This is a genomic window from Pseudomonas sp. H26/SER47-MNA-CIBAN-0231, assembly GCF_040310465.1.
Taxonomy (GTDB): Bacteria; Pseudomonadota; Gammaproteobacteria; order Pseudomonadales; family Pseudomonadaceae; genus Aquipseudomonas; species Aquipseudomonas atacamensis.
Map to the genome: position 1 here is coordinate 1 of NZ_JBEOPW010000009.1, position 26,374 is coordinate 26,374.

The 26,374-nt window shown below is 59.9% G+C and carries 27 protein-coding genes and 1 tRNA gene; 9 read left to right on the forward strand and 19 right to left on the reverse strand.

The annotated features are described in order from the left end of the window. Positions 1-92 precede the first annotated feature (92 nt). From AAEZ10_RS15345 to AAEZ10_RS15395, 10 genes are all read right to left on the reverse strand, one after another. Entirely contained in the window at positions 93-1,073 is a 981-nt protein-coding gene (locus AAEZ10_RS15345; protein WP_350569909.1) for a LysR substrate-binding domain-containing protein, read from the reverse strand. Positions 1,074-1,235: 162 nt separating this feature from the next. After that, on the reverse strand, positions 1,236-2,183 hold the full coding sequence (locus AAEZ10_RS15355; RefSeq protein WP_350569911.1) for a peptidylprolyl isomerase: 948 nt from the start codon (positions 2,181-2,183) through the stop codon (positions 1,236-1,238). Further along, complete coding sequence (locus tag AAEZ10_RS15360) at positions 2,180-2,650, reverse strand: YbjN domain-containing protein (protein ID WP_282387036.1); 471 nt, start codon at positions 2,648-2,650, stop codon at positions 2,180-2,182. The genes AAEZ10_RS15355 and AAEZ10_RS15360 overlap by 4 nt, the downstream gene beginning before the upstream one ends. Positions 2,651-2,667: 17 nt before the next feature. Beyond that, positions 2,668-3,297 (reverse strand): DNA repair protein, encoded by a 630-nt coding sequence (locus AAEZ10_RS15365; RefSeq protein WP_110646561.1) that lies wholly within the window; start codon positions 3,295-3,297, stop codon positions 2,668-2,670. Between the two features lie 17 nt (positions 3,298-3,314). Then, positions 3,315-5,012, reverse strand: a complete 1,698-nt coding sequence (locus AAEZ10_RS15370; RefSeq protein WP_024012852.1) for a putative porin — start codon at positions 5,010-5,012, stop codon at positions 3,315-3,317. A 39-nt stretch (positions 5,013-5,051) separates the two neighbouring features. Continuing rightward, positions 5,052-5,756, reverse strand: coding sequence for an energy transducer TonB (locus tag AAEZ10_RS15375; protein ID WP_350569914.1), 705 nt, complete (start codon positions 5,754-5,756; stop codon positions 5,052-5,054). A 3-nt stretch (positions 5,757-5,759) separates the two neighbouring features. After that, on the reverse strand, positions 5,760-6,185 hold the full coding sequence (locus AAEZ10_RS15380; protein WP_350569916.1) for an ExbD/TolR family protein: 426 nt from the start codon (positions 6,183-6,185) through the stop codon (positions 5,760-5,762). A gap of 11 nt (positions 6,186-6,196) precedes the next feature. After that, positions 6,197-7,996 (reverse strand): DUF2341 domain-containing protein, encoded by a 1,800-nt coding sequence (locus AAEZ10_RS15385; protein ID WP_350569918.1) that lies wholly within the window; start codon positions 7,994-7,996, stop codon positions 6,197-6,199. A gap of 12 nt (positions 7,997-8,008) precedes the next feature. Continuing rightward, positions 8,009-9,607, reverse strand: a complete 1,599-nt coding sequence (locus AAEZ10_RS15390) for a ShlB/FhaC/HecB family hemolysin secretion/activation protein (protein WP_122507252.1) — start codon at positions 9,605-9,607, stop codon at positions 8,009-8,011. A gap of 54 nt (positions 9,608-9,661) precedes the next feature. Continuing rightward, a complete protein-coding gene (locus tag AAEZ10_RS15395; RefSeq protein WP_024012848.1) occupies positions 9,662-10,273 on the reverse strand; it encodes a transposase in 612 nt (203 codons plus the stop codon). 376 nt (positions 10,274-10,649) lie between these two features. On the opposite strand from AAEZ10_RS15395, the gene AAEZ10_RS15400 reads away from it, so the two are divergent. The 4 genes from AAEZ10_RS15400 (at position 10,650) to AAEZ10_RS15415 (ending at position 14,794) form a co-directional block, all read left to right on the forward strand. Further along, the gene (locus tag AAEZ10_RS15400; RefSeq protein WP_016774600.1) at positions 10,650-12,275 is read left to right on the forward strand and encodes an NADP-dependent glyceraldehyde-3-phosphate dehydrogenase; all 1,626 of its coding nucleotides are present in this window, start codon (positions 10,650-10,652) and stop codon (positions 12,273-12,275) included. Positions 12,276-12,377: 102 nt separating this feature from the next. Then, the gene (locus tag AAEZ10_RS15405) at positions 12,378-12,734 is read left to right on the forward strand and encodes a DUF3302 domain-containing protein (protein WP_350569921.1); all 357 of its coding nucleotides are present in this window, start codon (positions 12,378-12,380) and stop codon (positions 12,732-12,734) included. Positions 12,735-12,736: 2 nt separating this feature from the next. Continuing rightward, positions 12,737-13,696 (forward strand): HlyD family secretion protein, encoded by a 960-nt coding sequence (locus AAEZ10_RS15410; RefSeq protein WP_071172330.1) that lies wholly within the window; start codon positions 12,737-12,739, stop codon positions 13,694-13,696. Positions 13,697-13,753: 57 nt separating this feature from the next. Then, entirely contained in the window at positions 13,754-14,794 is a 1,041-nt protein-coding gene (locus AAEZ10_RS15415) for an FUSC family protein (RefSeq protein ID WP_038861649.1), read from the forward strand. Between the two features lie 3 nt (positions 14,795-14,797). Here AAEZ10_RS15415 and AAEZ10_RS15420 read toward each other — a convergent pair whose 3' ends face one another. Continuing rightward, positions 14,798-15,691, reverse strand: coding sequence for a DMT family transporter (locus AAEZ10_RS15420; protein WP_056785729.1), 894 nt, complete (start codon positions 15,689-15,691; stop codon positions 14,798-14,800). A 147-nt stretch (positions 15,692-15,838) separates the two neighbouring features. Between AAEZ10_RS15420 and AAEZ10_RS15425 the strand changes: the two genes are divergently transcribed. Next, positions 15,839-16,276 carry an Lrp/AsnC family transcriptional regulator gene (locus AAEZ10_RS15425; RefSeq protein WP_056785725.1) on the forward strand — a complete coding sequence of 146 codons (438 nt, stop codon included), beginning with the start codon at positions 15,839-15,841 and terminating at the stop codon, positions 16,274-16,276. A gap of 58 nt (positions 16,277-16,334) precedes the next feature. Continuing rightward, on the forward strand, positions 16,335-16,664 hold the full coding sequence (locus AAEZ10_RS15430) for a YceK/YidQ family lipoprotein (RefSeq protein ID WP_024012842.1): 330 nt from the start codon (positions 16,335-16,337) through the stop codon (positions 16,662-16,664). 65 nt (positions 16,665-16,729) lie between these two features. Here the strand turns inward: AAEZ10_RS15430 and AAEZ10_RS15435 are convergent, their stop codons facing one another. After that, positions 16,730-17,401, reverse strand: a complete 672-nt coding sequence (locus AAEZ10_RS15435; protein WP_008006561.1) for a Bax inhibitor-1/YccA family protein — start codon at positions 17,399-17,401, stop codon at positions 16,730-16,732. 123 nt (positions 17,402-17,524) lie between these two features. Here AAEZ10_RS15435 and AAEZ10_RS15440 point away from each other — a divergent pair. Beyond that, a tRNA-Ser gene (locus tag AAEZ10_RS15440) sits at positions 17,525-17,612 on the forward strand. A 152-nt stretch (positions 17,613-17,764) separates the two neighbouring features. Here AAEZ10_RS15440 and AAEZ10_RS15445 read toward each other — a convergent pair. The 6 genes from AAEZ10_RS15445 to pstS all read right to left on the reverse strand — a co-directional run bounded on the left by AAEZ10_RS15445 (position 17,765) and on the right by pstS (position 23,017). After that, positions 17,765-18,406 carry a hypothetical protein gene (locus tag AAEZ10_RS15445; RefSeq protein WP_206074990.1) on the reverse strand — a complete coding sequence of 214 codons (642 nt, stop codon included), beginning with the start codon at positions 18,404-18,406 and terminating at the stop codon, positions 17,765-17,767. Then, positions 18,406-19,104 (reverse strand): hypothetical protein, encoded by a 699-nt coding sequence (locus AAEZ10_RS15450; RefSeq protein ID WP_073474629.1) that lies wholly within the window; start codon positions 19,102-19,104, stop codon positions 18,406-18,408. Before AAEZ10_RS15450 ends, AAEZ10_RS15445 begins: the two co-directional genes overlap by 1 nt. Before the next feature lie 93 nt (positions 19,105-19,197). After that, on the reverse strand, positions 19,198-19,959 hold the full coding sequence (gene pstB, locus AAEZ10_RS15455) for a phosphate ABC transporter ATP-binding protein PstB (RefSeq protein ID WP_016774591.1): 762 nt from the start codon (positions 19,957-19,959) through the stop codon (positions 19,198-19,200). A 75-nt stretch (positions 19,960-20,034) separates the two neighbouring features. After that, the gene (gene pstA / locus AAEZ10_RS15460) at positions 20,035-20,946 is read right to left on the reverse strand and encodes a phosphate ABC transporter permease PstA (RefSeq protein WP_016774590.1); all 912 of its coding nucleotides are present in this window, start codon (positions 20,944-20,946) and stop codon (positions 20,035-20,037) included. Next, positions 20,946-21,911, reverse strand: a complete 966-nt coding sequence (gene pstC / locus AAEZ10_RS15465; RefSeq protein ID WP_024012838.1) for a phosphate ABC transporter permease subunit PstC — start codon at positions 21,909-21,911, stop codon at positions 20,946-20,948. Before pstC ends, pstA begins: the two co-directional genes overlap by 1 nt. A gap of 74 nt (positions 21,912-21,985) precedes the next feature. Further along, on the reverse strand, positions 21,986-23,017 hold the full coding sequence (pstS, locus tag AAEZ10_RS15470) for a phosphate ABC transporter substrate-binding protein PstS (RefSeq protein ID WP_051600442.1): 1,032 nt from the start codon (positions 23,015-23,017) through the stop codon (positions 21,986-21,988). Positions 23,018-23,330: 313 nt separating this feature from the next. Here pstS and AAEZ10_RS15475 point away from each other — a divergent pair, with 313 nt between their 5' ends. Further along, on the forward strand, positions 23,331-24,770 hold the full coding sequence (locus tag AAEZ10_RS15475; RefSeq protein WP_350570066.1) for an ATPase domain-containing protein: 1,440 nt from the start codon (positions 23,331-23,333) through the stop codon (positions 24,768-24,770). 23 nt (positions 24,771-24,793) lie between these two features. Beyond that, positions 24,794-25,153: a response regulator gene (locus AAEZ10_RS15480; protein ID WP_016774585.1), complete on the forward strand. Its 360-nt coding sequence runs from the start codon at positions 24,794-24,796 to the stop codon at positions 25,151-25,153. Here the strand turns inward: AAEZ10_RS15480 and AAEZ10_RS15485 are convergent. Continuing rightward, positions 25,148-26,104, reverse strand: a complete 957-nt coding sequence (locus tag AAEZ10_RS15485; RefSeq protein ID WP_056785684.1) for a fimbrial protein — start codon at positions 26,102-26,104, stop codon at positions 25,148-25,150. The genes AAEZ10_RS15480 and AAEZ10_RS15485 overlap by 6 nt on opposite strands. Positions 26,105-26,374: the final 270 nt, after the last annotated feature.

The window sequence follows — 26,374 nt, forward strand, 5'->3', positions numbered from 1 at the left end:
GCGAGCCTGCTCGCGAATGCGGTTTGTCAGTCACTGTGGCTTCGACTGGCGGATTGCTTTCGCGAGCAGGCTCACTCCTACATGGGGGCGGGTCAAGGCTGGAACCATTCGTGGCGTTCGTTGAAGGTTTGCTGGATGAGGTCGGTGAGGGCTTGGATTTCGGTGGAGTTTTGCGAGTCGGTGTTGACGGCAAGCCACGCGTGTAGCTGCATCGGTTCGGCGAATAATCCGGGCAGTGCGATGAGGCCACGGTCGAAGCGGCTCATGTATGCCGGCAGCAATCCGATGCAAGCGCTGCACCGGATCATCTCCAGCATCAATTCATAAGATTGCATCTGCACTACGCCAGCCAAGCGCTGCTCGACCAATTCATTCCACGGGCGAAAACTCTGAACCTGTCGATCATGCTGCCACTGCACCAGCATGAAGTCCGCCAGATCATCCGGCGTTTCCGGTCGCGCTGTCACCCGCGAATAGCGCTTGGCGATGTGCGGCAGATATTCAATTCGCGCGAGATGTTGCGGTGCGCTGGTGGCGAAGGTGGGACCAAGGTTTGGAGCTTCGCCGGAGGCGAGCCAGAGGACAATGTCGGCGCTGACCGCGCGCAGGGCCAGTTCGCTGTCGAGGGCGATGATTTCCAGGCGCAGGCTGGCATTGCGCCGCAGTAGTGCGATGAGGTCGCGGCCGAGGATGTCGTGGAGGATGGATTCGGCGATGGCGAGGCGGATCAGCGGTTGTTCGATGACCGGGAGTTTGCGTTGGTGGGCCAGGGTGCTGAGTCGGGCCTGCAACTGTTGGCCTTCGCGGGTGAGCGTTAGGGCGCTGCCCTGGAAGCTGAACAGGCTGTGTTGCAGTTGTTGTTCGAGTTGCGCGAGTTGTTTGCGCAACAGGGTCGAGCGCACGTTGAGGCTGCGCGCGGCTTGCATGAAGCAGCCGCAGCGGGCGCTGACGAGGAAGTATTGGGCGACTTCGCTGTCGATGGTCGCGGCCTGGTTTAGCCAGGGTTCGGGGCGGGTTTGGGGCGTTTGATAATCAGCGGGGCCCGGGCGTCCTGCGGGTTCAGTGAATGACATTGATGACTCCCTGTCGATCTTTGTAGTTGCCTTGAGTGCGCCATAGCCCCCTGTGGGAGCGAGCTTGCTCGCGAAAGCGTCAGCACATTCAACATATTTGCTGACTGATACTCCGCTTTCGCGAGCAAGCTCGCTCCCACAGGGGTTGTGGTGTAGGTGAAATCAGTGTTTTTCCTCCAGGATTTTGTTCAGTTCGGCGCCGTCGATGCTCAGGGTGGCGGTGTTGAGCATGCCGTCCAGATAAGCCTGGGCGATCTGTTCCTGGCGTTGTGCGCGCAGGGCCTGGGTCAGTTGGTCGCGCAGTTCCTCCAGCGTCGCGGTGCGGGCCGGTTGTTGTTCGGTTAGTTTGATCACGTGGAAGCCGGCGGCACTTTGCACCGGATCAGACACGGCGCCCACCTTGAGCCGCGCCACGGCGCTGCGCACTTCCGGCACCAGCTGTTGCAACGGTTGCAGGCCGGTATCACCGCCCCGCTCTGCCGTCACTCGATCCTGCGAATATTGCGTAGCGAGCGCCGCAAAATCAGCCGGTGCTGACTGCGCCTTCTTGCTCAATTCAGCGGCTTGTTTGCGTACGGTTTCCAACGAAGCGGAATCACTGACAGCAAGGAAAATCTGACTGACCCGGTACATCGGCGGCGTCTGCCAGTTGGCCTTCCCCGCGTCATACGCCTGCTGCAACTCAGCTGCGCTTGGATACTCCGCCGGCACCTGACTCACCGAGCGCAAATAATCACGAAACACGATCTGCTCAGTCGCCGCGCGAGTCTGCCGGGCGACGTCGGGACGCTGCGCCCAGCCCTGCGCATCGGCCTGTTCCAGCACGGCTTTTTCCGCCAGCCGCGCACGAATCCAGCGCTCCAGCGCCTCACGGTTGCCGCGCAGCTGTTCGCGGGTTTGCGCCGGGACGGTGGCCAGCAGCGCCTGCAATTCCTCTGGCGAAACCTGCTGATTGCCCAACCGCGCGACCGCTGGCCCGGCTGCAACCGCCATCACCGGCGAGGGCTGCTGAGCGGCGACCGGATCACTGCCCGGCCGCAGCACCAATGCCACGGCCACCACCAACAACGCCAGCGCTCCGGCGCCGATCACCATGGCAGGCTTTTTCACAGCGCGACTTCCTCTTGTTCGGCGATAGCTGATTTGGCGGTTTGCACACCAGTGGCCTGGCTGAAGTCGCGCAGGTAAACGATGAATTCCTGCAACAGGCGATCCCACAATTCCAAATTGCCGCGCAGGTGCTCGTTGCTCACCCCAGCGGCCACGACCACGTCCATTTCCATCAGCAGAAACTCGCCCTGCAACGACAACCGTGCAAACCGCCGCGTAGCGTTCCACTGCTCGGCCACGCCCTGGGGCAAGTCGCCCTGCACGCGCAGCGCACAGCTGAAGGTGAAATCAACAAAGCTGCCCTGCTCCAGCGCCGGGTTGCCGAACCGCACGGCGTAGCCGATGCCCTGACTGGCGCTGAGCAATTGCACGATGCCGTTCTGTTCGCTCTGGTTGACGCGATAACCGGCGGCTTGCAGAACGTCGGTCAGTGATTGCGGGGAAACGTGGGTGATCAATTGAGTCATGGCTTTCTTCCTTGTTATCAGTGAGCGATCGCGGCTTGCGGCGCGTCGAATTGGGTTTTGTACAGCTCGTCGCCAAAGCCTTGGGCCAGTTCATCGAACTTGACCCGGGCACTGCCGGCGAATGGCTGGCGGATCTTCATCACTTCGGCGACGTCGATGTTTTCGTAGGCCGTGAGAATCTGTTTGGCGACGCCGTACATTTGCTGATTCTTGGCTGAACATTGCTGCACTTGTGTGTCACGTTCCGCCAGTTGCGCTTGCAGCTTCGAGCGTTCGGCTTCCTTGCCGCGAGCGAGGACCAACAACTCGTCGTAGGCTTTTTTGAACTTGCCGGTCTGCTCGGCACTGGCCGCCACTTGCGCCTGCGCCTGGCTGTGCAGGCTCTGTTGCTGCCCGGCGAGTTGCTCGGCGAGGCCTTTGGCTTTGGCCAGTTCGGCGGTCAGCTGCTTGATCTGCGCTTGCGCTGCCTTGGCTTCGTTCTGCGCTGCCAGTTGCGCGGCGCTGGCCTGGGCCTGTTGGCTTTGCAGGGCCTGCAATTGCTGGGTGGTGCTGCGCAATTGCGTGCGCAAGCGCTCTTCCATGCCTTCGGCGCTCGCCCCGGTGGCAAGCAGCAAACCCAGGCACAGCGCGAGAAAACGCGTGTTCATAAAGCTCTCCCGGCGCCTTAGAAGCGCGTGTTGATCTCAAGCTGCAAGACGTCGATGTCGAACGGCGCGCCGTACACCGCTTCGGTGCTCATCCAGCGACCCGTGGCAGAAACGTTCTTCGCCAGGCCGTAGTTGCCGCCCATGAAATAGCCCTTGGCGTTGGTGCCGCCGAGGTGGAACGACGAGTCGTTGAAGCCGTCCGGCAAGGCGTCCGGCTGGATGTACTTGTAGCCGGCGAACAGGTTCCAGTCGCCCTTGCGTTTGAGGTCCAGTGCGTTGCCGAGGGTGAACTGCACCATCCATGCATTGGCGCCGCTTTCGATCTCGCCGTTGCTGTCGAGGTTGTTGACGATCTGCCCGGCGGAACGCTTGCGCATGTCGCCTTCGTCGTAGCTGAGGTTGTGGATGTAGTTGCCCTGGCTGCGCAGTTTGAAGTCCTGCGGCAGGTCGGCATCCCAGACCACGTTGAGATCGAGCAGGTTGAATTCGGAGGCGAGACCGACGAATTGCGGCTGCGGCGTAGCGCTCGGGTTGAGCGGGTTCGGCGTGATGTCACGCAGCAGGAACACGCTGTTGCCCTTCTGCATGAACGCCGCGCGGGTGCCGTCGCTGTCGCAGCCTGGCGCGCCGGCCCACGGTTCGCAGGGGCTGGAGCGCTGGCCCTGTATGTCGTCGAAGCGGTAATAGGCCAGCGCACCTTTGAGGCGGTTGTTGCTGTTGATCGCCCATTTCGCGCCGAGCTGCGCGCCGTACAGCCATTTGTTGTCGCTCTCTTCCTTATCGAAACCGTTGCTGCTGGAAGTGTCGTTGGTGTAGTCCACCGGGAACGCGCCGACGGTGCCGAACACGCCCCAATCGCGGTTGAGCTTGTGATCGAAAATCGCCGCCACACCGTCGAAATTCAGGTCGTTGGAATAGAGCATGTCGGTGGACATGAACGGATTGGCGAAGCGCCCGCCGGTCAGGGTCAATTCGTCCATTGGCTTCCAGGTCAGGTAGCCCTGATCGAGCCAGATGTCCTTCTTGGCGAAGCCGCCGCCGAGGTTCTGCGTGGTCGATACCGGGTTGTTGTCCGAACCGGTGCCGATGCGAATGCCGGCGGTCCATTCCTCCGAAATCACTGCTTTCATGCCCAGGCGTGCACGCAGGCGAAAGAGGTTTTCGCGGTCTTCGCGGGTGTTGAGCAACGGCGGCAGACTGGTGCTGCTGTTGGGATTTACGTCGTACGGGCCATTGTTGTTGAGCTTGGCGAAGTCGACGATTTCGTTGCTGTTGTTGCCCGAGTAGTACCGCGATTCGTCACGCAGGCGAATGTCGCCGTCGAAACTGATGCGCGAGGCCCAGTCCGGGAAGGTATTCGGCGCTGCCCAGTTTTCCTGTTTGGCGGTGGCCATGACCTCGGCTTTGACCTGATCGCGGATCTGGTCACGCACCGCTGCCGGCACGTACTGCACACGGACATCGCCCGGCGCGGCGACCGGTCCGGCCGCGACTGCGGTGGACGCGGCAGCCTGTTTGGCCTGCGCCGCTTCGTTCTGCGCCTGGGCGATCAGCGCGTCGGCCTTGTCCTGTTTGAGGATGCCCTGCTCGACCAGCAAGCGGATCAGATTGATCGTGGCGTTCTCCGACGGCGCAGGCGCTGCCACGGCCTGACCGACCAGGGTCGCAATGACCATGCCGACCGCCAGGGACAATCGATTCACGTTGGAAATCATCTGCACACAACTCCTTTTGCCGAAGCTTGAATAAGTGAATTAACCCGGACGCCGCCCTTGCAGGGACAAGCGCACGGGCAAAGTGATGGAGGCCGGAGGCCGTTCGCTGAGGGCTGGCGCACCGCGTAAAGCGGCCAGCACCTGGGTATCGATTTGCGGGTTGCCACTGGATTTGATCAGCTCGACGCGGGTGATCTCACCGACGCGGCTCAGCCAGACATCGGCCTGCAGCGAGAATGCGAGGTTGCGCAGGTCGGGGTTCTCGCGCAGCAAACGCTGGAAGGTGAACGCGAGAAACTGGCTGTACGTGCCCGTGCCCAAACGCCCGCCGCCAGCACCGGCCATGCCGCCGCCCTTGCCCGCGCCGATGTTGAAAGCGTCGCTGCCGGCCTGCGCGTCGCCGTCCATTTGCATCGGATTGGCCAGATCGTCCGCCGGCGATGGCGGCGCCTCTTCTTCAGGCTTGACCTCCTCCGGCTCCGGCGTTGGCTCGGGCTCGACGACTTTTTCTTCCACCGGCGTTTCCGGCTCTGGCGGTTTCTCCGGCGGCGGTGGTGGCGGTGGCGGCAACGGAATGATCGTCGGCACCTTCGGCGCTTCGCGACGCACGCCGGCCATGTCGTTGGCCCACTGCCAGAGGAACCACGCGGCGAGCGCGGCGACCAGCAATCCGGCGCCCCACTTCACATAGCGCAACGACGACTTTTTCACGGGCGGCGGCTCGATCGGGAGTTGTGCGGTCATGACTCAGCCCTGACTCGGTTTGCCGGTAACGAGACCGACCTGGGACAGTTCGAGCCGGCGCAGCAGATCGAGTACTTCGATGACTTTCTGGTACTGCACCGTCGCATCGCCGCGCACGATCACCGGGAAATCCGGGCTCTGCGCTTTCTCGATGCGCAGGCGCTCTTCCAACTCGGCCAAAGTGACCGGATAGGCATCGAGGAACACCTGGCCGCCGTCGTTGACCGAGATCGCCTTGGTCTTGGCCTCCGACAGCGAAATCGACGCGCTGGCCTTGGGCAGGTTGATCTGGATCCCGGAGACCTGCGCGGTGGCGGTGAGGATGAACATCACCAGCACCACCATCAGCACATCGACCAGTGGGGTGATGTTGATGCTGTCGACGGCGGCATCGTCATCATCGTCGTGGGAGGCATTTACGGACGCCATGTCAATGCTCCTCAGGCCGGTACGGAGTGGTTGGCGTGATGGCCGCGCTGGTGCGACGCCTCACTGAACTGGCTCTCGCCGTGCATTTCCGCCAGCCGGGTGATGAACTCGTCGACGAACACGCGCATGTCGGCGCTGACTTCCTTGTTGCGGGTGATCAGGCGGTTGTAGCCAAACAGCGCGGGGATCGCGACGAACAGGCCCATCGCCGTGGCCAACAGCGCGGCGGCCATACCGGGAGCGATGGCGTTGATGTTGACGTCGCCGGCCATCGCCGTGCCGAGGAACACCACCATGATCCCCAGCACCGTACCGAGCAGGCCGATATACGGACCGCCGGCGATGGCGTTGGACAGGGTCGAAAGTTTCGAACTCAGCTGCTGGTTCTCGCGGGTGCGCACGCCGTCCATCGAGCAGCGGATGGCTTCGATGGTCGCCGCTGAAACCGAGGAGGTATCGGCGCCCTGCTCGCGACGGGTACGGATCTCTTTGACCGCCACCAGATACAGGCGCCACAGCGACGAATGCTGCAGACGCTGAGCCAGTTGCGCATCGTCGGCGAACATTTCCAGACGCGTGCCGACCTTGGCGAATTGCACGCGGAAGTCTTCGTTGGCCGCGGTGACGCGGCTGAGGCTGCGGTTCTTGCGCAGCATGATGATCCACGACTGGAACATCATCAGCACCAGCACGGCGATGATCACCCAGGCGTCGACTGGCACCGCGTTGAGCAGGAAGCCGAGGCTGCCGAAGCCAAAGCCGGACTGCTCTTCATCGACGCCGTAAGCCACCAGTTTCGACTCGGCGCCTTGCGAGGTGGCATCGGCCAGCAACAACGCGGCCGGACGGGCGACTTTCGACAGGCGCAGCTCATCAATAGCGCCAGCGAATGGCTGGAACGCGCCTTCCTGCAGATCGGCGCCGATGGCCATGACCGAGTTGAACGCCGGCATCGCTTGGGCCAGTGCAGCGCTTTCGCGACCGTTGATGTACAGGGTGACTTTCGAACCCTCGGCGGTCAGCGCAACGTGTTGCCATTGCGCCGGAGCCAGAGCTTGCGTGGCGGCGGCGCGCTGGCCGTCGATTTCCACGAACGGCAGGCCTTGGCTGACGCCGACCAACAGACTTTGCGTGCCTTCGCGTCGAGCGAGAATCAGTTGCTCGCCACTCGCCTGATCCAGACGCAGCCAGGCACTGACGGTGAACGCGCTGCCCGCGTTGTGTTGCAGCGACGGACTGGCTGGCAGCAACAACGGCTGGCCGCTGAACTGCAAGGCACGCCCGACGACGCCATCAATCGCTGTGCCGGTCGCGCTTTGCGCGGTGTTGCCGTACGCCGTGGTGTCTTTCGCCGGGGTGCCGGTGGCGCCGTCGAATTGATACAGCGCGGTGTAATTCGGATCGAAGGTGAGTTGCCCGTTGCCGGTGGCCGGGGCTTTCTGGTTGCCGTAGTACATCCAGATGTCCTGACGCTGACCGCCCTCTACATTCGGCACATCGACCCAGATCAGCGCCATGCCCATCAGCGCGTCGAAACTTTCGATCTGGTGGTTGAGCACGGTTTTGTCATCCGCCGCGACAAAGCGCAGATCGGAGCCGTCCTCTTTCACGCCGTCGAAGGTGAAGTTGCCGGTGTGCAGGCGCACCAGTAGCGCGGTGCGGCCGAGCGCCTGATTGATCGCCGCGCCTTGTGGCGTGGTGTCGACGGCGATCTGTTTGCGGTAATGCCAGTCGTCCTGCCACCAGGCCTGAGCCGTGGCCGGGAGCACGAAGCCCAGGCAGATCAACAACGAAAGGAAGAGGCGTTGCATGGACGTGCTCCGTTAGAAAGTGGCTTGAAGGTTGAAGTGCAGGCGCGATTCCTGCTTTGAGGTGTTCGGCCCTTCGAGTAGCGGGTAGCCCCAGTCGAGGCTGCCGGACAGCCATTTACTCAGGCTGGCGCGGGTGCCGAGGCCGACGCTGGCCAGGGCGTAATTGGCGTCCTGATCCGGCAGTTCGTCGCGCAGATACAACTGCGCGCCTTCGGCGAAGGCATAGAAGCGCCAGTCCTGCATCCACGTGCCGGCGAATTTCGCCAGCGACGGTGTGCGCAATTCCTGGCTGAGCAAATAGCCGTCATCGGCGGTACGTTCAGCCGCGAGATAGCCGCGCACGGAGGTGGCGCCACCGGCGGAGAATTGCTCGTTGGAAACCAGCGGCCCCGAGGCGAGTTGGAATGCGGCTTTGCTTGCGCTCTGCCAGTCGCTGTCGAAGGTCCAGGTGTAGTTGGTGTCGCCCTTGAGCACGGCGAAACTCGGTTTGGCGCGATAACGTTTGTAGTCGAAGTCTTCGTCGTCGCTGCCGTAGCCGAACACGCTGCGCGTGGCGGCCACCAGACTCAGGCCGAGGCCGAGCTGGCTCTTTTCGCTGTAGCGAAAGCCGTTGTAGGCGAAGGTGAACGGCGCGTATTTCAGCGGTACCTTGTCGCTTTCGCCGGACAGGCTCAGGCGCTCGTCGAAGTCCTTGAAGTCGATCCCGGCCGACAACGAGCTCGACCAATTGTCGCTCGAGGGCAACGTGTAAATCGCCGCGACGCCGTAGCTGTGACCCTTGCCGAGCACGTTGCTGCCGCCGATGGTGGCGACGTTGCTGTCGGACTGGTAACCGGAGAACTGCACGCTCCAGCGCTCGCTCAGCGGCGCGGTGTAGGACCCGGACCAGACCTTGGCGTTGTCGGTTTCCTGCGGCGCGGTGAAGAACGTCAGGTTGACGCTGTGGCCGAGCTGCCAGAGGTTGTTGTAACCGAGGCTGGTGACGCTGCGCAGCTTTTCGGTGTCGGCGCTGTAATCGTTATTGAGGCCGACGCTGGCCGTCCACGGGTTCTGGTCTTCGACCTGCAAATCGACATCCATGGTGCCGGGGCGCTGCCCTTCGCGCACCAGCGGCATGACCTGGCGACCGGGGGTCTTGTTGAGCTGCGCGAGTTCGCCTTGGACTTTGGCAAAGTCCGGCACCTCGCCTTCTTTCAGCGCCGGGACGTTGTCGCGGATATCCAGCGGCGAATAGTGTTTGGCGCCGACCACGCGCACCCGGCCGACCTTGGTTTCGCTGACTTGCAGATAGACGATGCCATCGGCCACGGCCTGCTCGGGCAGCTCGACAAACACCGATTGATAGCCGCGTTCCTGATAGGCCTTCTGCAACGCATCGCGGGCGCCTTCGATGTCGCTCAAGGCTTTCTGCGGGCCGAGAAACGGGTACACCGCTTCTTCGATCGCCCGGGCATCGAGCACGGTATTGCCGCGCACGAAGTATTCGTTGACGTCGACCAGTCGCTGCGCGGCGGGCGCTTCTGTGCCCTCCTCGGCCAGCGCCGGCTGCGCGCCCGCCGTCACCAGCAGCCAGCCCCACAGCGCCAGCCGTGACGTGAAAATCCGTTCCACATTACCCCCTGAAATTCGCGATGACCTGTGGGCGTTAGCGCCCGGTGTGCTGCGTCAATTGCTGATCGTGGTGGCGCAGGCGTGCTTGCCCAGCCAGGTGTGCAACAGCGCAAAGTTCAGCGAGAACTCGGGCATTTGCAGCAAGGCACCGCAGAACACTTCGCCGATGATTTTCTGAATCAGCAGCACCGCGCGCGGCTCGTTGAGCAGCGTGGCGATGTCACGGCTGAGGGCGGTGAAACTCCAGACTTTCTGGTTCAGGCCGAGGCCGACGAACCAGCGGAACAGCAGGTTGTAGTTCAGCTGTTCATAGAGCTGCTGTTCGCTGGGCACCGAATACAGCAATTGCAGGAGCAGGACGTGCATCACCGTCTGCGCGGGAATGAGCATGCCGGGTGCGGCATTGAGGTCGTGCAGCAGGTCCTGGTGGGCGTCGAGCAGATCGTCGATCTGCGGGCGCAGCAACACCAGCGAATGGCCCGGAGGAATGTAGCTGGACACTTCTTTCAGAGCGCCCTGCCAGTCCTCCTGCGAGACGATCCAGACCCACGGCGCGCCGTAGCGATACACCGAAACCGGCTTCTTGCGCGCGGCTTCGACGATCTTCGACAGGCGTTGATCGAGCTCCTGCATGCCCACTTTCGAATAACGTTCCATAGTCCCCATTGCCTCACTCCCGGCGTCCCGCCCCGACTCGCAAAGTGCGCCCCGAAAGGCCCCTCAAGCGCGTTACACAGGCATGACCGGACTGGCAAAGGGCTACCGAACTTTTGTCATAAAAGCTTCATTACCGAAGACAGACTGACTGATTTACACGATCGACCGTGGGAGCGAGCCTGCTCGCGAAAGCGCTGCGTCAGGCAATGAGGATGTTGGATGTGCCGGCGCCTTCGCGAGCAGGCTCGCTCCCACAGGGTGGACTGCGGTTGCACCGTTGCGTGACATTCGCGTGACATTCACAGGGTTAAATCCCGGCCCGTTCAGGCGTATAACCTTCACAAGACTTTCAATCGGCACGCCGACTTCAACACAGGGTAGTGACATGACCACAGCAAACATCCTTGGCAACCTGTTCCCTTCGGTCAGCGACATCCCGGAAAAATATCGCCTCGACGCTCAGGTCGAGCAGCGTGAATATCTGGTCGATGGTCAATTGCGCCGCTGGGACGGCCCCCTCGCGCAGGTGCGCAGTCCGGTTTATCTGAAAAGCGAAAACGGCGAAGAACAGGTGATCCTCGGCAGCACGCCGCTGCTGGATGCCGACACCGCCCTCACCGCCCTCGACGCTGCCGTTCGCGCTTACGACCGAGGTCAGGGCCTGTGGCCGACCATGCGCGTGGCCGAGCGCATCCAGCATGTCGAAGCGTTTCTCGGCCGCATGCGCGAGCAGCGCGAGGCGGTAGTCAAGCTGCTGATGTGGGAGATCGGCAAGAACCTCAAGGACTCGGAAAAAGAGTTCGATCGCACCTGCGATTACATCGTCGACACCATCAATGCCCTGAAAGAACTCGACCGCCGTTCCAGCCGCTTTGAGCTGGAGCAGGACACCCTCGGCCAGATCCGCCGCGTGCCGCTCGGCGTCGCCTTGTGCATGGGGCCTTACAACTACCCGCTGAACGAAACCTTCACCACGCTGATTCCGGCACTGATCATGGGCAACACCGTGGTGTTCAAACCGGCCAAGCTCGGCGTGCTGCTGATTCGGCCGTTGCTCGAAGCCTTCCGCGACAGCTTCCCGAGCGGCGTGATCAACGTCATCTACGGCAGCGGCCGCGAGACCGTCAGCGCTCTGATGGCCAGCGGCAAGATCGACATCTTCGCCTTCATCGGCACCAACAAGGCCGCCAGTGACCTGAAGAAGCTGCACCCGAAACCACACCGTTTGCGCGCGGCTCTGGGTCTGGACGCCAAGAACCCGGGTATCGTCCTGCCCGAAGTCGATCTCGACAACGCCGTCAGCGAAGCGGTCACCGGTTCGCTGTCGTTCAACGGTCAGCGCTGCACCGCACTGAAAATTCTTTTCGTGCATGAAGACGTGGTCGACAGCTTCATCGAGAAATTCAACGCCAGACTGGCCACGCTGAAACCGGGCATGCCGTGGGACAGCGGCGTGGCGCTGACGCCGCTGCCGGAGTCGGGCAAGGTCGATTATCTGCACGGTCTGGTCGCGGATGCGCAAAGCAAAGGCGCACAGGTGGTCAACCCGAATGGTGGCGAGTCCCACGCCTCGTTCTTCTACCCGGCAGTGCTCTATCCGGTGAACCCGCAGATGCGCGTGTATCAGGAAGAACAGTTCGGCCCGGTCGTGCCCATCGTGCCGTACCGCCACCTCGATACCGTGATCGACTACGTGCTGGAATCCGATTTCGGCCAGCAGTTGAGCATCTTCGGCACCAACCCGGTGGCGGTCGGCCGGCTGGTCGACACTTTCGCCAACCAGGTCGGGCGGATCAACCTCAACGCCCAGTGCCAGCGCGGCCCGGACACCTATCCGTTCAACGGCCGCAAAAACTCCGCCGAAGGCACGCTGTCGGTTCACGATGCCTTGCGAGTGTTTTCGATTCGGACGCTGGTCGCGACCAAATTCCAGGAGAGCAACAAGGACCTGATCAGCGAGATCATTCGCGGGCGTGATTCGAGTTTCCTGACCACCGATTACATCTTTTGACGGGTGATCGGCAGGATTGAATGATCCTGCCGATCCGTCAGCCCCCCGGCGATTCAGTGACTACACTCAGCCCAGCATTGCTGGATGCCCGGGAGGCTGACCATGCTCGATTACTTCGCATTGGGTCTGTTGGTTTTTGTCGGTCTCGTGCTGTTTTACGGGATCATCGTACTGCATGACATTCCGTACGAGATTGCTGTCCACCGAAACCACCCACACCAGGACGCAATCCATGCCACGGGCTGGGTCAGCCTGTTTACCCTGCATGCGCTGTGGCCGTTTCTGTGGATCTGGGCGATGGCCTATCGCGAGGATCGCGGTTGGGGTTTTGGCGATGGCAAACCCATTCAGAATCACGTCAATCAACTGGAGCAGCAGGTCGTCGAGCTGCAAGCCCGGATCGAGCGGCTCGAAGCGCAGTCGCCGGTTGTGTCTCAATCTGACAGCCGGGGGATCTGAGCATGGATCTGTTGCTCATCCTCACGTATGCCGCGCTCTGCGTCGCGATTTTCAAGATCTTCCGCATTCCGCTGAACAAATGGACGGTGCCCACCGCTGTTCTGGGTGGCGTGCTGATCGTCGGCGCGCTGATTTTCACCATGAACTACAACCATCCCTATTCCGAAGTGGCGCGCTCCTACTTTGTCTCGGTGCCGGTCATTCCGATCGTCAGCGGCCAGGTTATCGACGTGCCGGTAAAGGGCAACGAACCCCTGGAAAAAGGCGACGTGCTGTTCCGCATCGATCCCACGCCTTTCCAGAACCGCCTGAAATCGCTGAAGGCGCAACTGGTTGCAGCCAAGGGCGACCGCTACCGCATCACCGAACTGATTCGCCGCAACTTCGGCACCCAGCGTGAACTGGACGCGGCCATCGCCCGCACCGACGATCTGCAGGCGCAACTGGACAATGCGCAGTTCGAGCTGGACAACACTGTGGTTCGAGCGCCGAGTAAAGGCTTCGTCACCCACGTTTCGCTGCGCCCGGGAATGATGGCGAGCAAGCTGCCGCTGCGCCCGTCGATGGTGTTTATTCCGCAAGAAGGTCAGTACTTCGCCGCTTGGATGCGTCAGAACAGCCTGCTGCGTCTGACCGTGGGCGACGAGGCCGAAGTCGCCTTCGATGGCATTCCCGGCAAAGTCTTCGCGGGGCGAGTGAAAAGCGTGATCGGGGTGATCGCCGAGGGCCAAGTGCAACCTTCCGGCACCCTGATCAGCTACACCGGCTCGCCCCCGGCCGGACGGGTGCCGGTGATCATTGAAATCACTGACCCGGCGTTCGCCGAATACAGCGCGCTCATGCCGGGCGGCGCCTACGGGCAAGCGGCGCTTTACAGTCAGCACTTTCATCACATCGGCGCGATGCGCAAAATCCTGCTGCGCATGTCCGCCTGGATGAATTACATTTTCCCCTTCCATTGATTTGATTGACGTACGAGGTTCGCACTGACTACTTACAGCACCCACCGCCTGCCACCGCTGTTGCGCCGTATCCTGCGTCCGTTACTGGACCCGTATCGGCGCTACCGTCACGCCCGACTGATCCATTCCGTGCGGGTGGCCTTGGGGTTGCTGGCGACGATTCTGCTGACCACCGGCATCAACCTGCCCCACGGCGAATGGGCGTCAGTGACCATGCTGGTGGTGATCGGCGGTTTGCAGCACCACGGCAACATCGGCAAAAAAGCCGCCGAGCGCGCCATTGGCACCCTGATCGGCGCGGGAGTCGGATTGGCCTTGGTGGCGCAGCACGCCTGGCTGGGCATGCCGTGGCTGACCTACTTTTCCATGGCTGTGGTCTGTGGGTTCTTCTCTTATCACGCGATCGGCAAGGGCGGCTACACCGCCCTGCTCTCCGCCATCACGGTGTTCATCGTCGCCGGGCATGGCGACAACCCGATCACCGATGGTCTGTGGCGCGGCGTCGACATCCTGATCGGCATCGCCCTCGCCCTGGCGTTTTCCTTCGCCCTGCCGCTGTACGCGGTCTACTCGTGGCGTTACAACCTCGCCGATGCCTTGCGCGATTGCGCCACGGTATACGGGCGCATCATCAACGGTGAAGCGGTCAGCGCCGACGAGCATGTGCGGCTGATGAGCAAAGTCGGCGCGGTGATGGTGCAATTGCGCTCGCTGATGCCGTCGGTGTCCAAGGAAGTGAAAATCTCCATGACCGAGCTCGACGCGATTCAGCGCAACCTGCGCATGTGCATCAGTACGCTGGAAATTCTCGGCAATATCCGTCCCAATGCCAGCGACCCGCAGGCCACAGCCCATTTGCAAACGGCGCTGAAGGCCGAACACCGGCAGATTCGCGTGCAACTGATCGGGATGGCTCGCGCCTTGAAAACCGGGGCCTCGCAACGGCTGGAGCGGCCGATGGAGCTGCCAGCAGCGGACCTTGATGCGCCAGTCGCCAATACGCTCGACGGCTACCGGATGCTGACCCGGCAACTGGCGGCCAATATCAGCGAGATGCGCCAGCGCTTGGCAGCAACCGCACCGCGCTGGAACATCTGATCCTTATTGTGCCGCCAGCCGCCGGGCTTTCCAGCCCCAACCTTGTTGCATGCCGGCGGCGGCCAGCAGGATCGCCGCCACGCCGATCCACTGCAGCAATTCGAGGCGATGGCCGAAGGCGAACCAGTCAACGAAAATTGCCGCGATCGGATATATAAAGGACAGCGCGCCGGTCAATGCCGTCGGCAATTTTTGAATCGCGCCGTACAGCAAGACGTACATCAGACCGGTGTGCACGATCCCGAGAGTCAGCAGACTGGCCCAGGCATCGACGCCTTGCGGCAACGCATCGAAATGCGCAAAAGGCGCGAGCAACAACACCCCGGTGCAGACTTGAATCAGCGCGATCAGATGTGGCGGCGTGCCGGTCAGGCGCTTGATGATCAGTGCCGCGATCGCATACAGAAACGCCGCGCCCAACGCCAGGGCAATTCCCATCAAGTAATCGTTACCCTCCTCGCCTTGCGTGCCATGGGCGCTGACGATCGCCAGCATGCCCATGAACGAAATCGCCAGCCAGAACAGCTTCTGCAGGGTAATTTTCTCGCCGAGGAACAACGCCGCCAGGCCGACCAGCATGAATGGCTGCACGTTATAGACTGCGGTGCCGATGGCAATCGAGGCGCGGGAATAGGATGCGAACAGCAGCACCCAATTGCCGACAATCGCCATGCCACTGAGCACCGCCAGCAGAAACGTTGTGCGAGTCAGCATTCCCGGACGCAGGAAGCCAAAAGCGGCGCAGACCAAGAGCAAGGTGCCGGCGCCGAACACGCAGCGCCAGAACACCACGTCGAGCACCGGTTGCCCGGACACCAGCACAAACCAGCCGATCGTCCCGGATATCAGCATGGCGGCGGTCATTTCCAGCGAGCCGCGGCGGATTGCGTTGTCCATCATCTTCTCCTGAGGCTGTGAGCGAAGCATGGCAAAAGTATGCCAAGCGCACCTCGCGCTGCTCCAGCGCATAAAGCAGGCTAAACTTGGTTTTTGCCTTTTTTATCGAGGGTGATTTGCGTCCTTTGCCTAATCCGGAGTTTGAATGTGACTGACGATATCGATCAGATCCTTATCAGCGCGCTGATGGAAGACTCGCGGCGCTCGCTCAAAGCGCTGGCGCAGATCAGCGGCCTGTCATCGCCTAGCGTGGCAGAGCGGTTGCGGCGCCTGGAAGAGCGCGGCGTACTCAAGGGCTACACGGTGGAGATCGATCCGAAATGCTTCGGCTATCAGTTGCAGGCGATCGTCCGTGTGCGGCCGCTGCCAGGGCAATTGCAGGAGGTTGAGCGGCAGATCATGTCGATTCCGGAGTTCACCGAGTGCGACAAGGTCACCGGTGACGACTGTTTTATCGCCCGCCTGCACGTGCGCTCCATGGAGCAGCTCGATACCCTGCTAGACCGACTGAATACGTTGGCCGAAACCAACACCGCGATCGTCAAGAAGACCCCGGTCAAGCGACGCCTGCCACCGATGGCGTAGGTGTCTTTTACCAGTGATCAGGGTAGATTGGGTTTTTTCGCGGCTAAGGAATGGCGCTATGAAAATTCAGGCAATACTGCTGGCGGCCCTGCTGCTCGGCGGTTGTGGCACGATTCAAACGGTGGCGCGCGACGACCAGGCTGCCATTGACGGGCTCAAGCAGCAGAAAAGCTATTGCGGCGCGGTACCGAGAATCTACAGCGGCCTCGCTTATGACTTCTGCACGCTGAACGCTCCGCTGGCCTCAGGCATCGATCCCGATGATCACCGCAACGCGGCCATTCCGGTGGTGCTGGTGGACGCCGTGGTGTCCGGCGCCCTAGATACCTTGCTGCTGCCCTACACGATCTACCGTCAGCAAGTGGACGGCAGCATCGTCATCAACTGAGCAGACACCTTTGTCCAGACGATAAAAAACCCGCCGAAGCGGGTTTTTTATTGCAGCCATTACGATCAGTCGTCGCGGCTCATGATGCCGAACAGTTGCAGCAGGCTGACGAACAGGTTGTAGATCGATACATACAGGCTGATGGTCGCCATGATGTAGTTGCGCTCGCCGCCGTGGATGATCGCGCTGGTCTGGAACAGAATGCAGACCGACGAGAACAGCACGAAGCCGGCGCTGATCGCCAGTTGCAGGCCGCTGATCTGGAAGAAGAAGCTCGCCAGCGTAGCGCCCAGCAGGACAAAGAAACCAGCGGTGATGAAACCACCGAGGAAGCTCATGTCTTTGCGGGTGATCAGCACGTAGGCCGACAGGCCACCGAACACCAGTGCGGTCATGGCGAAAGCCGAGCTGACCACTTCAGCGCCGCCCTGCATGCCCAGGTAGCGGTTGAGGATCGGGCCGAGCAGGAAACCCATGAAACCGGTCAACGCGAAGGCGGATACCAGGCCCCAGGCGGAATCACGGAGTTTGTTGGTGAGGAAGAACAGCCCGTAGAAGCCGATCAGCACCACGAAAATGTTCGGGTAGCCGACACGCATCTGCTGGGCTACGAAGGCCATCACGCCGCTGAATGCGAGGGTCAGAGCCAAGAGACCATAAGTGTTGCGCAGGACGCGGCTAACCTCTAGCTGCTCAGCCTGCACGCTGTTATTAACTGCGTAATCCTGTTCGCGCATGGCGACACTCCTGTTGGTTTGAAACGTTCAGTCGCAAAGATCATAACAGACGCTCTGTAACAAGCCATGCAGAGAGTTTGACAGTGTGTTTCATTCAGGTATTATGGCGCCCGCAACGCAAACGGAGGTGTGGCCGAGTGGTTTAAGGCAACGGTCTTGAAAACCGTCGACTGTAACAGGTCCATGAGTTCGAATCCCATCGCCTCCGCCATCTTATGTACGACAAAGCCCTGATTATTCAGGGCTTTGTCGTTTCTGCGAGACATGTTTTGCGCAGCAGCGTTTGCGCATCTGTTGAGTCATTTCTCAGCAGTGCCTCGTACACCTGAGGCGCTGCTGTCCAGATAGCCAATGCGTACTCGCTCAGCCAAGCGACTCAAAGACAGCCTCCGCACGCTGTTGCACCGGCGCCTGAGGTCTGCGCATTTGCTGCCAGGCGAGCTGCGCCTGGACCTTGGCCACCGAATCGAGCACTTTCTGCGCCCAGCGATCATCCTCGGGATGCACCACGACCACCCGGAAGCCATGATCCTTGCCTTCAATCTGCACGCCCTCCGAATCATCGACATGCAAGTCGATATCGAACGCTGGCGGATACTTGGAAGGCGCGTTCGACATCCCGTGCGCCGTCAGGGCACGGTTGTGCAGTACGCTGTTGACCACGCCGTCGACGCGGATACCGTACAGCGCCAACCAACGCCTGATATAGGACGGCGTGCGCCCGGATGAGGTGTAGACCCAGACACTGCAATCCTGGCGGCGCAGCTCTCGGATTAGCGATCGTGTGCCCATCCGCAACGGTTCACCCAACCAGCGATGAATACAGGCCGGTAGTCGACTGTTCTCGACTGCGCAGTGATGAAGCTGGCAGGCGAGCGTGTCATCGATATCGAACGAAATCCGTATGCGCTGACGTTCGAACAACTGCGGCAAAGCGCAGCGGACAGCCTGCCCTGCCCGGCTGCCGAAGGTTCTCAATCTGGCAAATGCTGGAGCCCAGCTCATTAATTACTACCCTGCGAGAGAGGCAAAGGCTTGCCTTTGAGAAAGAACTTCATTGGATCAGGCGCCTGTTCTTCCAGGAATGCTGCATATTTTTTCTTGATCTTGGGCAATTCGTACAACGCCTTGACGCCATGCTTGGCGGAGTTGCGGATGACCGAAGACGGGTTGAAATAGCCCTCGGCATTTTCCAGGGTCAACACGAATGGAGGCAGCCCCGCCCGCATGAGCAGGTAGCTGACTATCAGCGAGCCACTGCGGTTGTTGCCTTCGATAAACAGCTGCGGCTTGCTCAGAATGCGCACATAGACACCCGCCGCACGCTTCCAGACTGACTCACTGCGGTATGCGCAATACCAGTTGTACAAGTCCTTGATGCCGCCCTCAACATTGTTGAAGAAGTGCGCCTCGGTAGCTGCCAGATGCTGGGCGTATTCGAGCCGGCGTGCCGGATCCCGGCCACACAGCACCGTGGCGTTGATCTCCAGCATCAGGTTCAGTTGCTGCAGATCGAACAGGTCGACGCCGCGGGCAACATATTCGTCAACCAACGCATAGCCTTCAAGCACATTGTTCAGGACTTCGTCAGTGAACGGGTCTCGGGGCTCGGTGAAGTGCCGGCTGAGCTCGGCGAAACGACTCTGCACATTACGCAGTGCGCGTTCAATCGCAGGCAAATCAAGGCGATGCGTGGCAGGCATTGGAGCTCCTTGGAAACGCTTGGTAAATGTCCACCGATGCCCGCCAAATCCATTTGGCTTGTGCAGGTAGGCGGCCGTGACCGGTGCTGTGACTTAGCTGAACTTGCCGCTGATGTAATCGCCGGTCATCTGTTCACGCGGGTTGTCGAAGATCTGCGCGGTCGGGCCCATCTCGACCAGATAACCGGTGCGTGTGCCCTGGGAAATATCCACCGAGAAAAACGCCGTGGTGTCAGCAACACGGATGGCTTGCTGCATGTTGTGAGTCACCAGTGCGATGGTGTAGTCCTTCTTCAACTCGACCATCAATTCTTCAACGCGTCGGGTGGCGATCGGGTCCAGTGCCGAACAAGGCTCATCCAGCAGCAGGACTTCCGGCTCAGTGGCGATCGCCCGGGCGATACACAGGCGTTGTTGCTGGCCACCGGAGAGCGACAGGCCGCTGACCTTGAGCTTGTCCTTGACTTCGTCCCACAGCGCGGCGCCTTGCAGCGCATGCTTGACGCGGTCACCGATATCGCCTTTGTAGCGATTGAGGCGAAGGCCAAACGCGACGTTGTCGAAGATGCTCATCGAGAACGGGTTAGGCTGTTGAAACACCATGCCGATGTAGCGGCGCACGACCACCGGATCGACGCCCTTGCCGTAGACGTCCTGCCCGAGGAAATGCACATGGCCCTCGAAACGAAAGCCCTTCACCAGATCGTTCATCCGGTTGAGGCTGCGCAGCACGGTGCTTTTGCCGCAGCCTGAGGGACCGATGAATCCGGTGATCTTGTTTTTCTCGATGGGCACGTGGCTGTCACGTACTGCCATGAAGTTGCCGTAGAAAATCTTGTCCAGTTTGCAGTCCATGACTACAGGCGCCTGGGTGACAAAAGGAGCGGCAATTTGCGCAGTGGATACGTTCAAAATCAGATGCTCCCGTTCTTAATACTTGGGCTTGCCGAAGATCCGGCTGATGATGTTCACGAACAGCACGATCATCACCAGCACCAACGAGGCCGCCCATGCGAGCTCGAGCTGGTTATCGAAAGGCATGCCGGAGAAGTTGTAGATCAGCACCGCCAATGAGGCAGTCGGATTCATGACATCGAGATTGCCCTGGTGGTAGATCCAGTAGTTGCTGAACAGCGCGGTAAACAACAAGGGGGCCGTCTCGCCTGCGGCACGCGCCACGGCGAGCATCACGCCAGTCAGGATCGCCGGCATGCCGGTCGGCAAGATGATCTTCCAGATGACCTGCGAGCGAGTGCAGCCCATGCCATAAGCAGCATCTTTCATGATCTTGGGCACCATCCGCATCGATTCTTCTGCGGTCAGCACCACGATAGGCAGCATCAGGACGGCGAGCGCCACGCCACCTGCCGGTGCCGAATACGTGCCGGTGGTCATCACTACCAAGGCGTAGGCAAATACACCTGCCAGGATTGATGGCAGGCCCGTAAGCATCTTGGCGGCAAAACGTGCGGCGTTCCCCAGCTTGCTGTCCGGCCCCAGCTCAGCCAGAAAAATGGCCGCCATGATCCCGACCGGCACCGCGATCGCTGCCGCGATACCGACCATCACAAAGGTACCCGCCATCGCATTGCCGAAACCGCCACCCATCTCGAAGCCGGTCGGCGGCAGTTCGGTGAAGACTTCCAGGTTCAGACGCGCGCCACCGCGGGTGATCAGCATGTACAGCACGGAAATCAGCGGTACGCTGGCCAGCAAAGCACCTGCCCAGACCAGGGTGGTCAGGATCAGGCTGCGCAGCGCGCGGCCTTCGAACCTGCGTTGCAAGCTGGGCATCGCACCGGTTGGCGCAGTCAGGTCTGTTGCTGCGGTCAAATCAGTCATCACTTGTTACCCCGTTGGGCGTACATCATGATCATCGAGCCGAAAATGTTCACGATCAGCGTAATCAACATCAGCACCAGCGCGGCATACATCAACACCTCGATCTCGTTCGGTCCGGCTTCGGGGAAGTTCAGCGCCAGCAGAGCGGCAAGCGTGTTGGCCGGTGCAAACAGCGAGAGGGAAATGTTGTTGGCATTGCCGACCAGCATGGCCAGCGCCATCGTTTCACCCAACGCGCGCCCCAGGCCCAGCACCAGAGAGCCGAAAATGCCGGTGGCGGCCGAAGGCACCATCACTTTGAGAATCGCTTCCCAATGGGTAGTGCCCATGCCGTACGCGGCCTGTTTGGTTTTCATCGGCACAGCCGTCAGCGCGTCCTGCGAAACGGCGGCAATGGTCGGCAGAATCATGATCGCGAGCACCAGCGCTGCGGGCAGCAGGCCCGGACCGCTCAGGGACGTGCCGAAAAAAGGTATCCAGCCCAGTTCGCTGTTCAACCAGGTCGTCAGCGGCCGAATCGCCGGGATCACCACATAGATCCCCCACAGGCCATAGACCACGCTGGGAATGGCCGCGAGCAGTTCGACGATGGTGCGAAACAGCGCAGCGAGCTTGGTTGGCAGGAAATCCTGGGTCAGGAAAATCGCCATGCTCACGCCAAAGACACCGGCGATCAGCAACGCGATGAAGGCGCTGTAAAGCGTGCCCCAGATGGCCGGCAGGATGCCGTATTTGCCTTGGTTGACGTCCCATACGCTGCCCAGAAGCACATCGAAGCCGTGCTTCTCCATACCGGGAAGTGCCTTGCGTCCGACTTCGAACACCAGTGCAAATACCAGCGCCAGAATCAGTACCACACCGATGCGCGCCAGCGCGCGGAAGGTGCGATCAACCAGGAAATCCTTCGTCGAGGGTGGCTGGCAGGCAGAGTCGGGATTAACCGGTACGACAAAAGGTTTGTTCATGGGCTAAGTCCGGAACAGGGGGAAAACTCTCCCGGCGTGGCGCAGACGCACACGCCGAGAGAGACCTCACGGCGTTACTGAATGTTGGCGGACGCTTTGCGAACCTGTTCGACGACCGATTGCGGCAACGGGATGTAACCCATCGAATCGGCAATCTTCTGCCCCTCGGTCAGGCTGTATTCGACCATTTCACGCATGGCCTTGGCCTTGGCCGGGTTGCCATTGTCCTTGCGGAAAATCATCCAGGTATAAGAGGTGATCGGATAGGACTTGGCACCGTCCGGATCAGGCAGCCAGGCCACCAGGTTTTCCGGCATCTTCACCGCCGCCAAGGCCTCGGCACCGCTTTCGGCGTTTGGCACGACGTAATTGCCAGCCTTGTTCTGCAACTGCGCGAAGTCGACCTTGGCCAGCTTGGCGAAGCCATATTCGATGTAACCAATCGCACCAGGGGTCTGGCGTACGGTAGCGGTTACGCCATCGTTTTTTGGCGATTTGATGAACTTGTCACTGGCCGGCCAGTTGACGGTATTGCCCTCACCCAACGCCTGCTTGAACTCGGCGTTGACGGTTGCCAGGTGCTTAGTGAATACCGCGGTCGTACCGCTGGAATCTGCACGCACGACAACGGTGATCGGCGTATCGGAGAGTTTCAGGTCCGGGTTGGCCGCGACGATCTGCGGATCGTTCCAGCGCGTGATCTTGCCCAGGAAAATGTTGGAATAGACGTCGCGTGGCAGCTTCAGACCCTTGGGATTGCCCGGCAGGTTGTAGGCCAGCACGATTTCCCCGGCAGTCATCGGCAGCAACTGCACGCCTTCGGCGACCTTGGCGATATCTTCGTCTTTCATTGCCGAGTCACTGGCAGCGAAATCCACGGTTTTGTTCAAGAAGTCCTGTACGCCCGCGCCACTGCCCTTGGATTGGTAATCGACAGTGACGCCATCGGATTTCTTGCTGAAATCCTTGAACCAGGTCAGATAGATCGGCGCCGGGAAACTTGCTCCGGACCCCGTCAGGCGAACATTTTCTGCTGCAAAGGAGGCCGAGGTGGCACAAAGAGATACCGCAATGGCGAGCGCAGCAGACTTCATCAAACTTTTCATTAAATGACACCTAGTGATTACGGGCTCCCGAACTCTGCAGCAGTTTTGTGACGATTTCATGAAAGCAAAGTGGCAAGCGTTACCCTCATGGTCCGCAGCAGCGCCTATGGATGTAATCGGCTTCCGGGTTTCGAAAAATCGAATCTTCCCGTGCCGGGCTTGTCACTACCCCCTGATCCCGAGCAGTCACGTGCCAGGTTCACATTGCAAAAACGCTACTTTTCCCCAGCCTTTATGGCCCTCAACCGGAAATGGCGTTAGCATTTCAGTAATTCGGCTGAACAAGCCTGTTTATTCAGATCAGGGTCGCATTGTGGAAAAGCTAAAACGCCTTCAAAGCGGGATCGAAGGGCTCGACGCGCTGCTTCAGGGGGGCTTTGTCGCCGGCGCTTCATACATCATTCAAGGGCGCCCGGGCTCCGGCAAGACCATCCTTGCCAACCAGCTAGGGTTTCACCATGCCCGCAACGGCGGCCGTGTGCTGGTCGCCACGTTGCTGGCCGAGTCCCACGACCGCCTGTTCCAGTTCCTGTCGACCATGAGTTTTTTCGACGCTTCGCGAGTCGGCGCGGAAATTCAGTTTGTCAGCGCATTCGATACGCTGGAAAACGAAGGCCTCGATGAAGTCGTGAAGCTGCTGCGACGTGAAATCACTCGGCAGAAGGCGACCGTCATGGTCGTCGATGGCCTGCTTAATGCACGCTCCAAAGCCGACTCGCCGATCGACACGAAAAAATTCATTTCCGAACTGCAAGGCCATGCCGCATTTGCCGGTTGCACCGTGCTGTTCCTGACCAGCTCGCGCCTGGACGACGGCAGCCCCGAGCACACGATGGTCGACGGCGTCATCGAAATGGGTGAAGAGCTGTTCGGTACCCGTTCGGTGCGCCGCATTCATTTGCGCAAGACTCGCGGCAGCGGCGCGTTGACCGGTCTTCACGAGTGCGAGATCACCGATAACGGCCTGGTCGTCTACCCGCGCCTCGAAAGTCTCTACAAGCGCCCTTCCGCCCCTGACAGCGCGGACATGACGCGCATCCCAAGCGGCATTGCGTCGCTCGACAAGATCTTCGGTGGCGGCTTGCACAGCTCCAGCGTCACGCTGGTCATGGGGCCTTCCGGCATCGGCAAGACCACGCTGGGTCTGAAGTTTCTCGCGCAATCTACGGCCGAAGCGCCTGGCCTGCATTTCGGTTTCTATGAAAGCCCGCAGCGGCTGCGGCTGAAAGGCCGTTCGCTGGGCATCGATATCGAACAAATGGAACACGGCGGTGCGCTGAGCATTGCCTGGCAGCCAACTACCGAAGGCTTGCTGGACGGACTCGGCGCACGCCTGCTGAGCCTGGTCGATGAAAAAGGCATCAAGCGCCTGTTCATCGATAGCCTCAGCGGCATGACTCGGGTTTCAACCACTCCGGAACGCATCACCGACTTTTTCAGCGCGCTGATGAATGAGCTGCGGTCCAGAGGCGTGACGGTCTTTGCCTCTTGGGAAATGCGCGATTTGTTCGGCTCCGAGGTCAGCGCACCGAACTCTGACCTGTCCAGTATTGTCGACAACCTGATCCTCATGCGTTTCTTTGAAAATCACGCTGAACTTCGCAGGACGCTTTCCATTCTTAAGGTACGCGATAGCTCCTACAACCCGTCGCGGTTCGAGGTGGTTGTACGCGATCAAGATGTGTTCCTGGAAAAGGCTTTGAAAAATGAACCTTCAGTCGCAGCTGAGTCATTGCCTGGTTCAATTTCGTAAGTCTTCAAGCGGGTTGAAATAACATGACCACCATTCTGGTAGTCGACGACGAGTATCTGATTGCTGACATTCTTGGCTTTGCGCTTGAGGATGAGGGCTTCATGACCGTGACCGCGAGCAACGGCAAGAAAGCGCTCGAGGTGCTGGAAAGAGAACGCCCGGCGCTGGTTATTACCGACTTCATGATGCCAGTCATGGACGGCCTCGAATTCGCCGAAGCCGTGCGTGCCCAGCCGTCCGTCAAACACTTGCCGATCATTCTCATGAGTGGCGCGCAAGCGCACATCGGCATGCAGCGCTCCGATCTGTTTGATGTGGTAGTGCCCAAGCCGTTTGATATTGCGGTGATTGTGGCTGAGGTGAAGAGGCTGTTGGGCTCATAGATACTCGACGACAAAGGCAATTTCGGCATTGGCATCGCCCGCTCGCATTTGCGCATTGGAAGGCTCGATGCGCACGAAGCGGGCTTGCAAGGAAACGGATGCATTACCGCCGCTCGATGTTGGCGCTTTCATTATGTAATTCTGGTTCAGCTTGAGTATCGTCCTGTCACTGAAGCGCATTTGCAATGCCAGCCCTTTGGCAGTGGAATTACTGTTGAGGTGTACCACGCCGGTATCAGCGCTCCATGCAGGGCTGCCCGCAGTGGGCGAAAAGGAGTACCTGAAGTTATTGATTCCGGGAGGACAGTTTTTCATATCAAGAAAGAAATATTTCTCCTTGGCATAGTCACCGTTCTGCAAAAAATCGCTCATGGTGTAGCTGCCCATATCCACTTTCACATCAGGTGTTTCACAAGACTGCGAGACGATCCGCGTTCCATTTGTATTCATTGCCAGAGGCTCGATTTCTGCAGCGACGAAGGTCCCAAGTTGGCCTGAGGGTATCGTCGCACTGCCGGAAATAGTTCCCGTCTTTACAAAACGCAAGATGTGCTCAGAACCATTCCAACCCCAACCGCCAGCAGTGTCGGTAGTTCCTGGAAAGCCTTTCCACGCTTTCCCCGATGGCGGTCGGACCCATTGCCAGCCGATTCCGGTATTTCCGATAGGAAAAATCTCCGCGCCCGGCTGAGTAACGCCGACAGTATTGCGTACACCTTCGTTGTGTACCGCAGAGCACCTGAATGAGCTGGGTATGGCGCCCAGGGTCACGATCGGGCTTTCATAGATAACCGTGCCGTTGGGCGTGTCACGAGGCACCGAGATCGTGGCTGGAAGAACCACCCTGACACTGCCCTTGGAATGGTCGGGATAAAATTCGCAAACTGCAGCCATTGCGTTAAATGGCAGTAAATACAAAAAACCGACAATTAAAACATGGGAAAACTTCATAGCAATCTCTCTGAACTCGCCGTGTTTGCAAACATTTGAATGGCGGACGATTGCGTGAACTATCAGCAGTAAACGCCACCAAAGCGGCAGCAGACGATAATGAAAAAAAGGAGCTTGAGCAAAAAGTTTATTTATTCGCAAACAAGACAATTCTCATGGACCCACAAGAAACTTTAGATAGTCGGTTTAAACAAGAAGCCTTCTGCGAATTCGTTAACAAATGTTAGCCGTTATCGACATACGCAAATAGAGCACAATTTAAGACTCGTC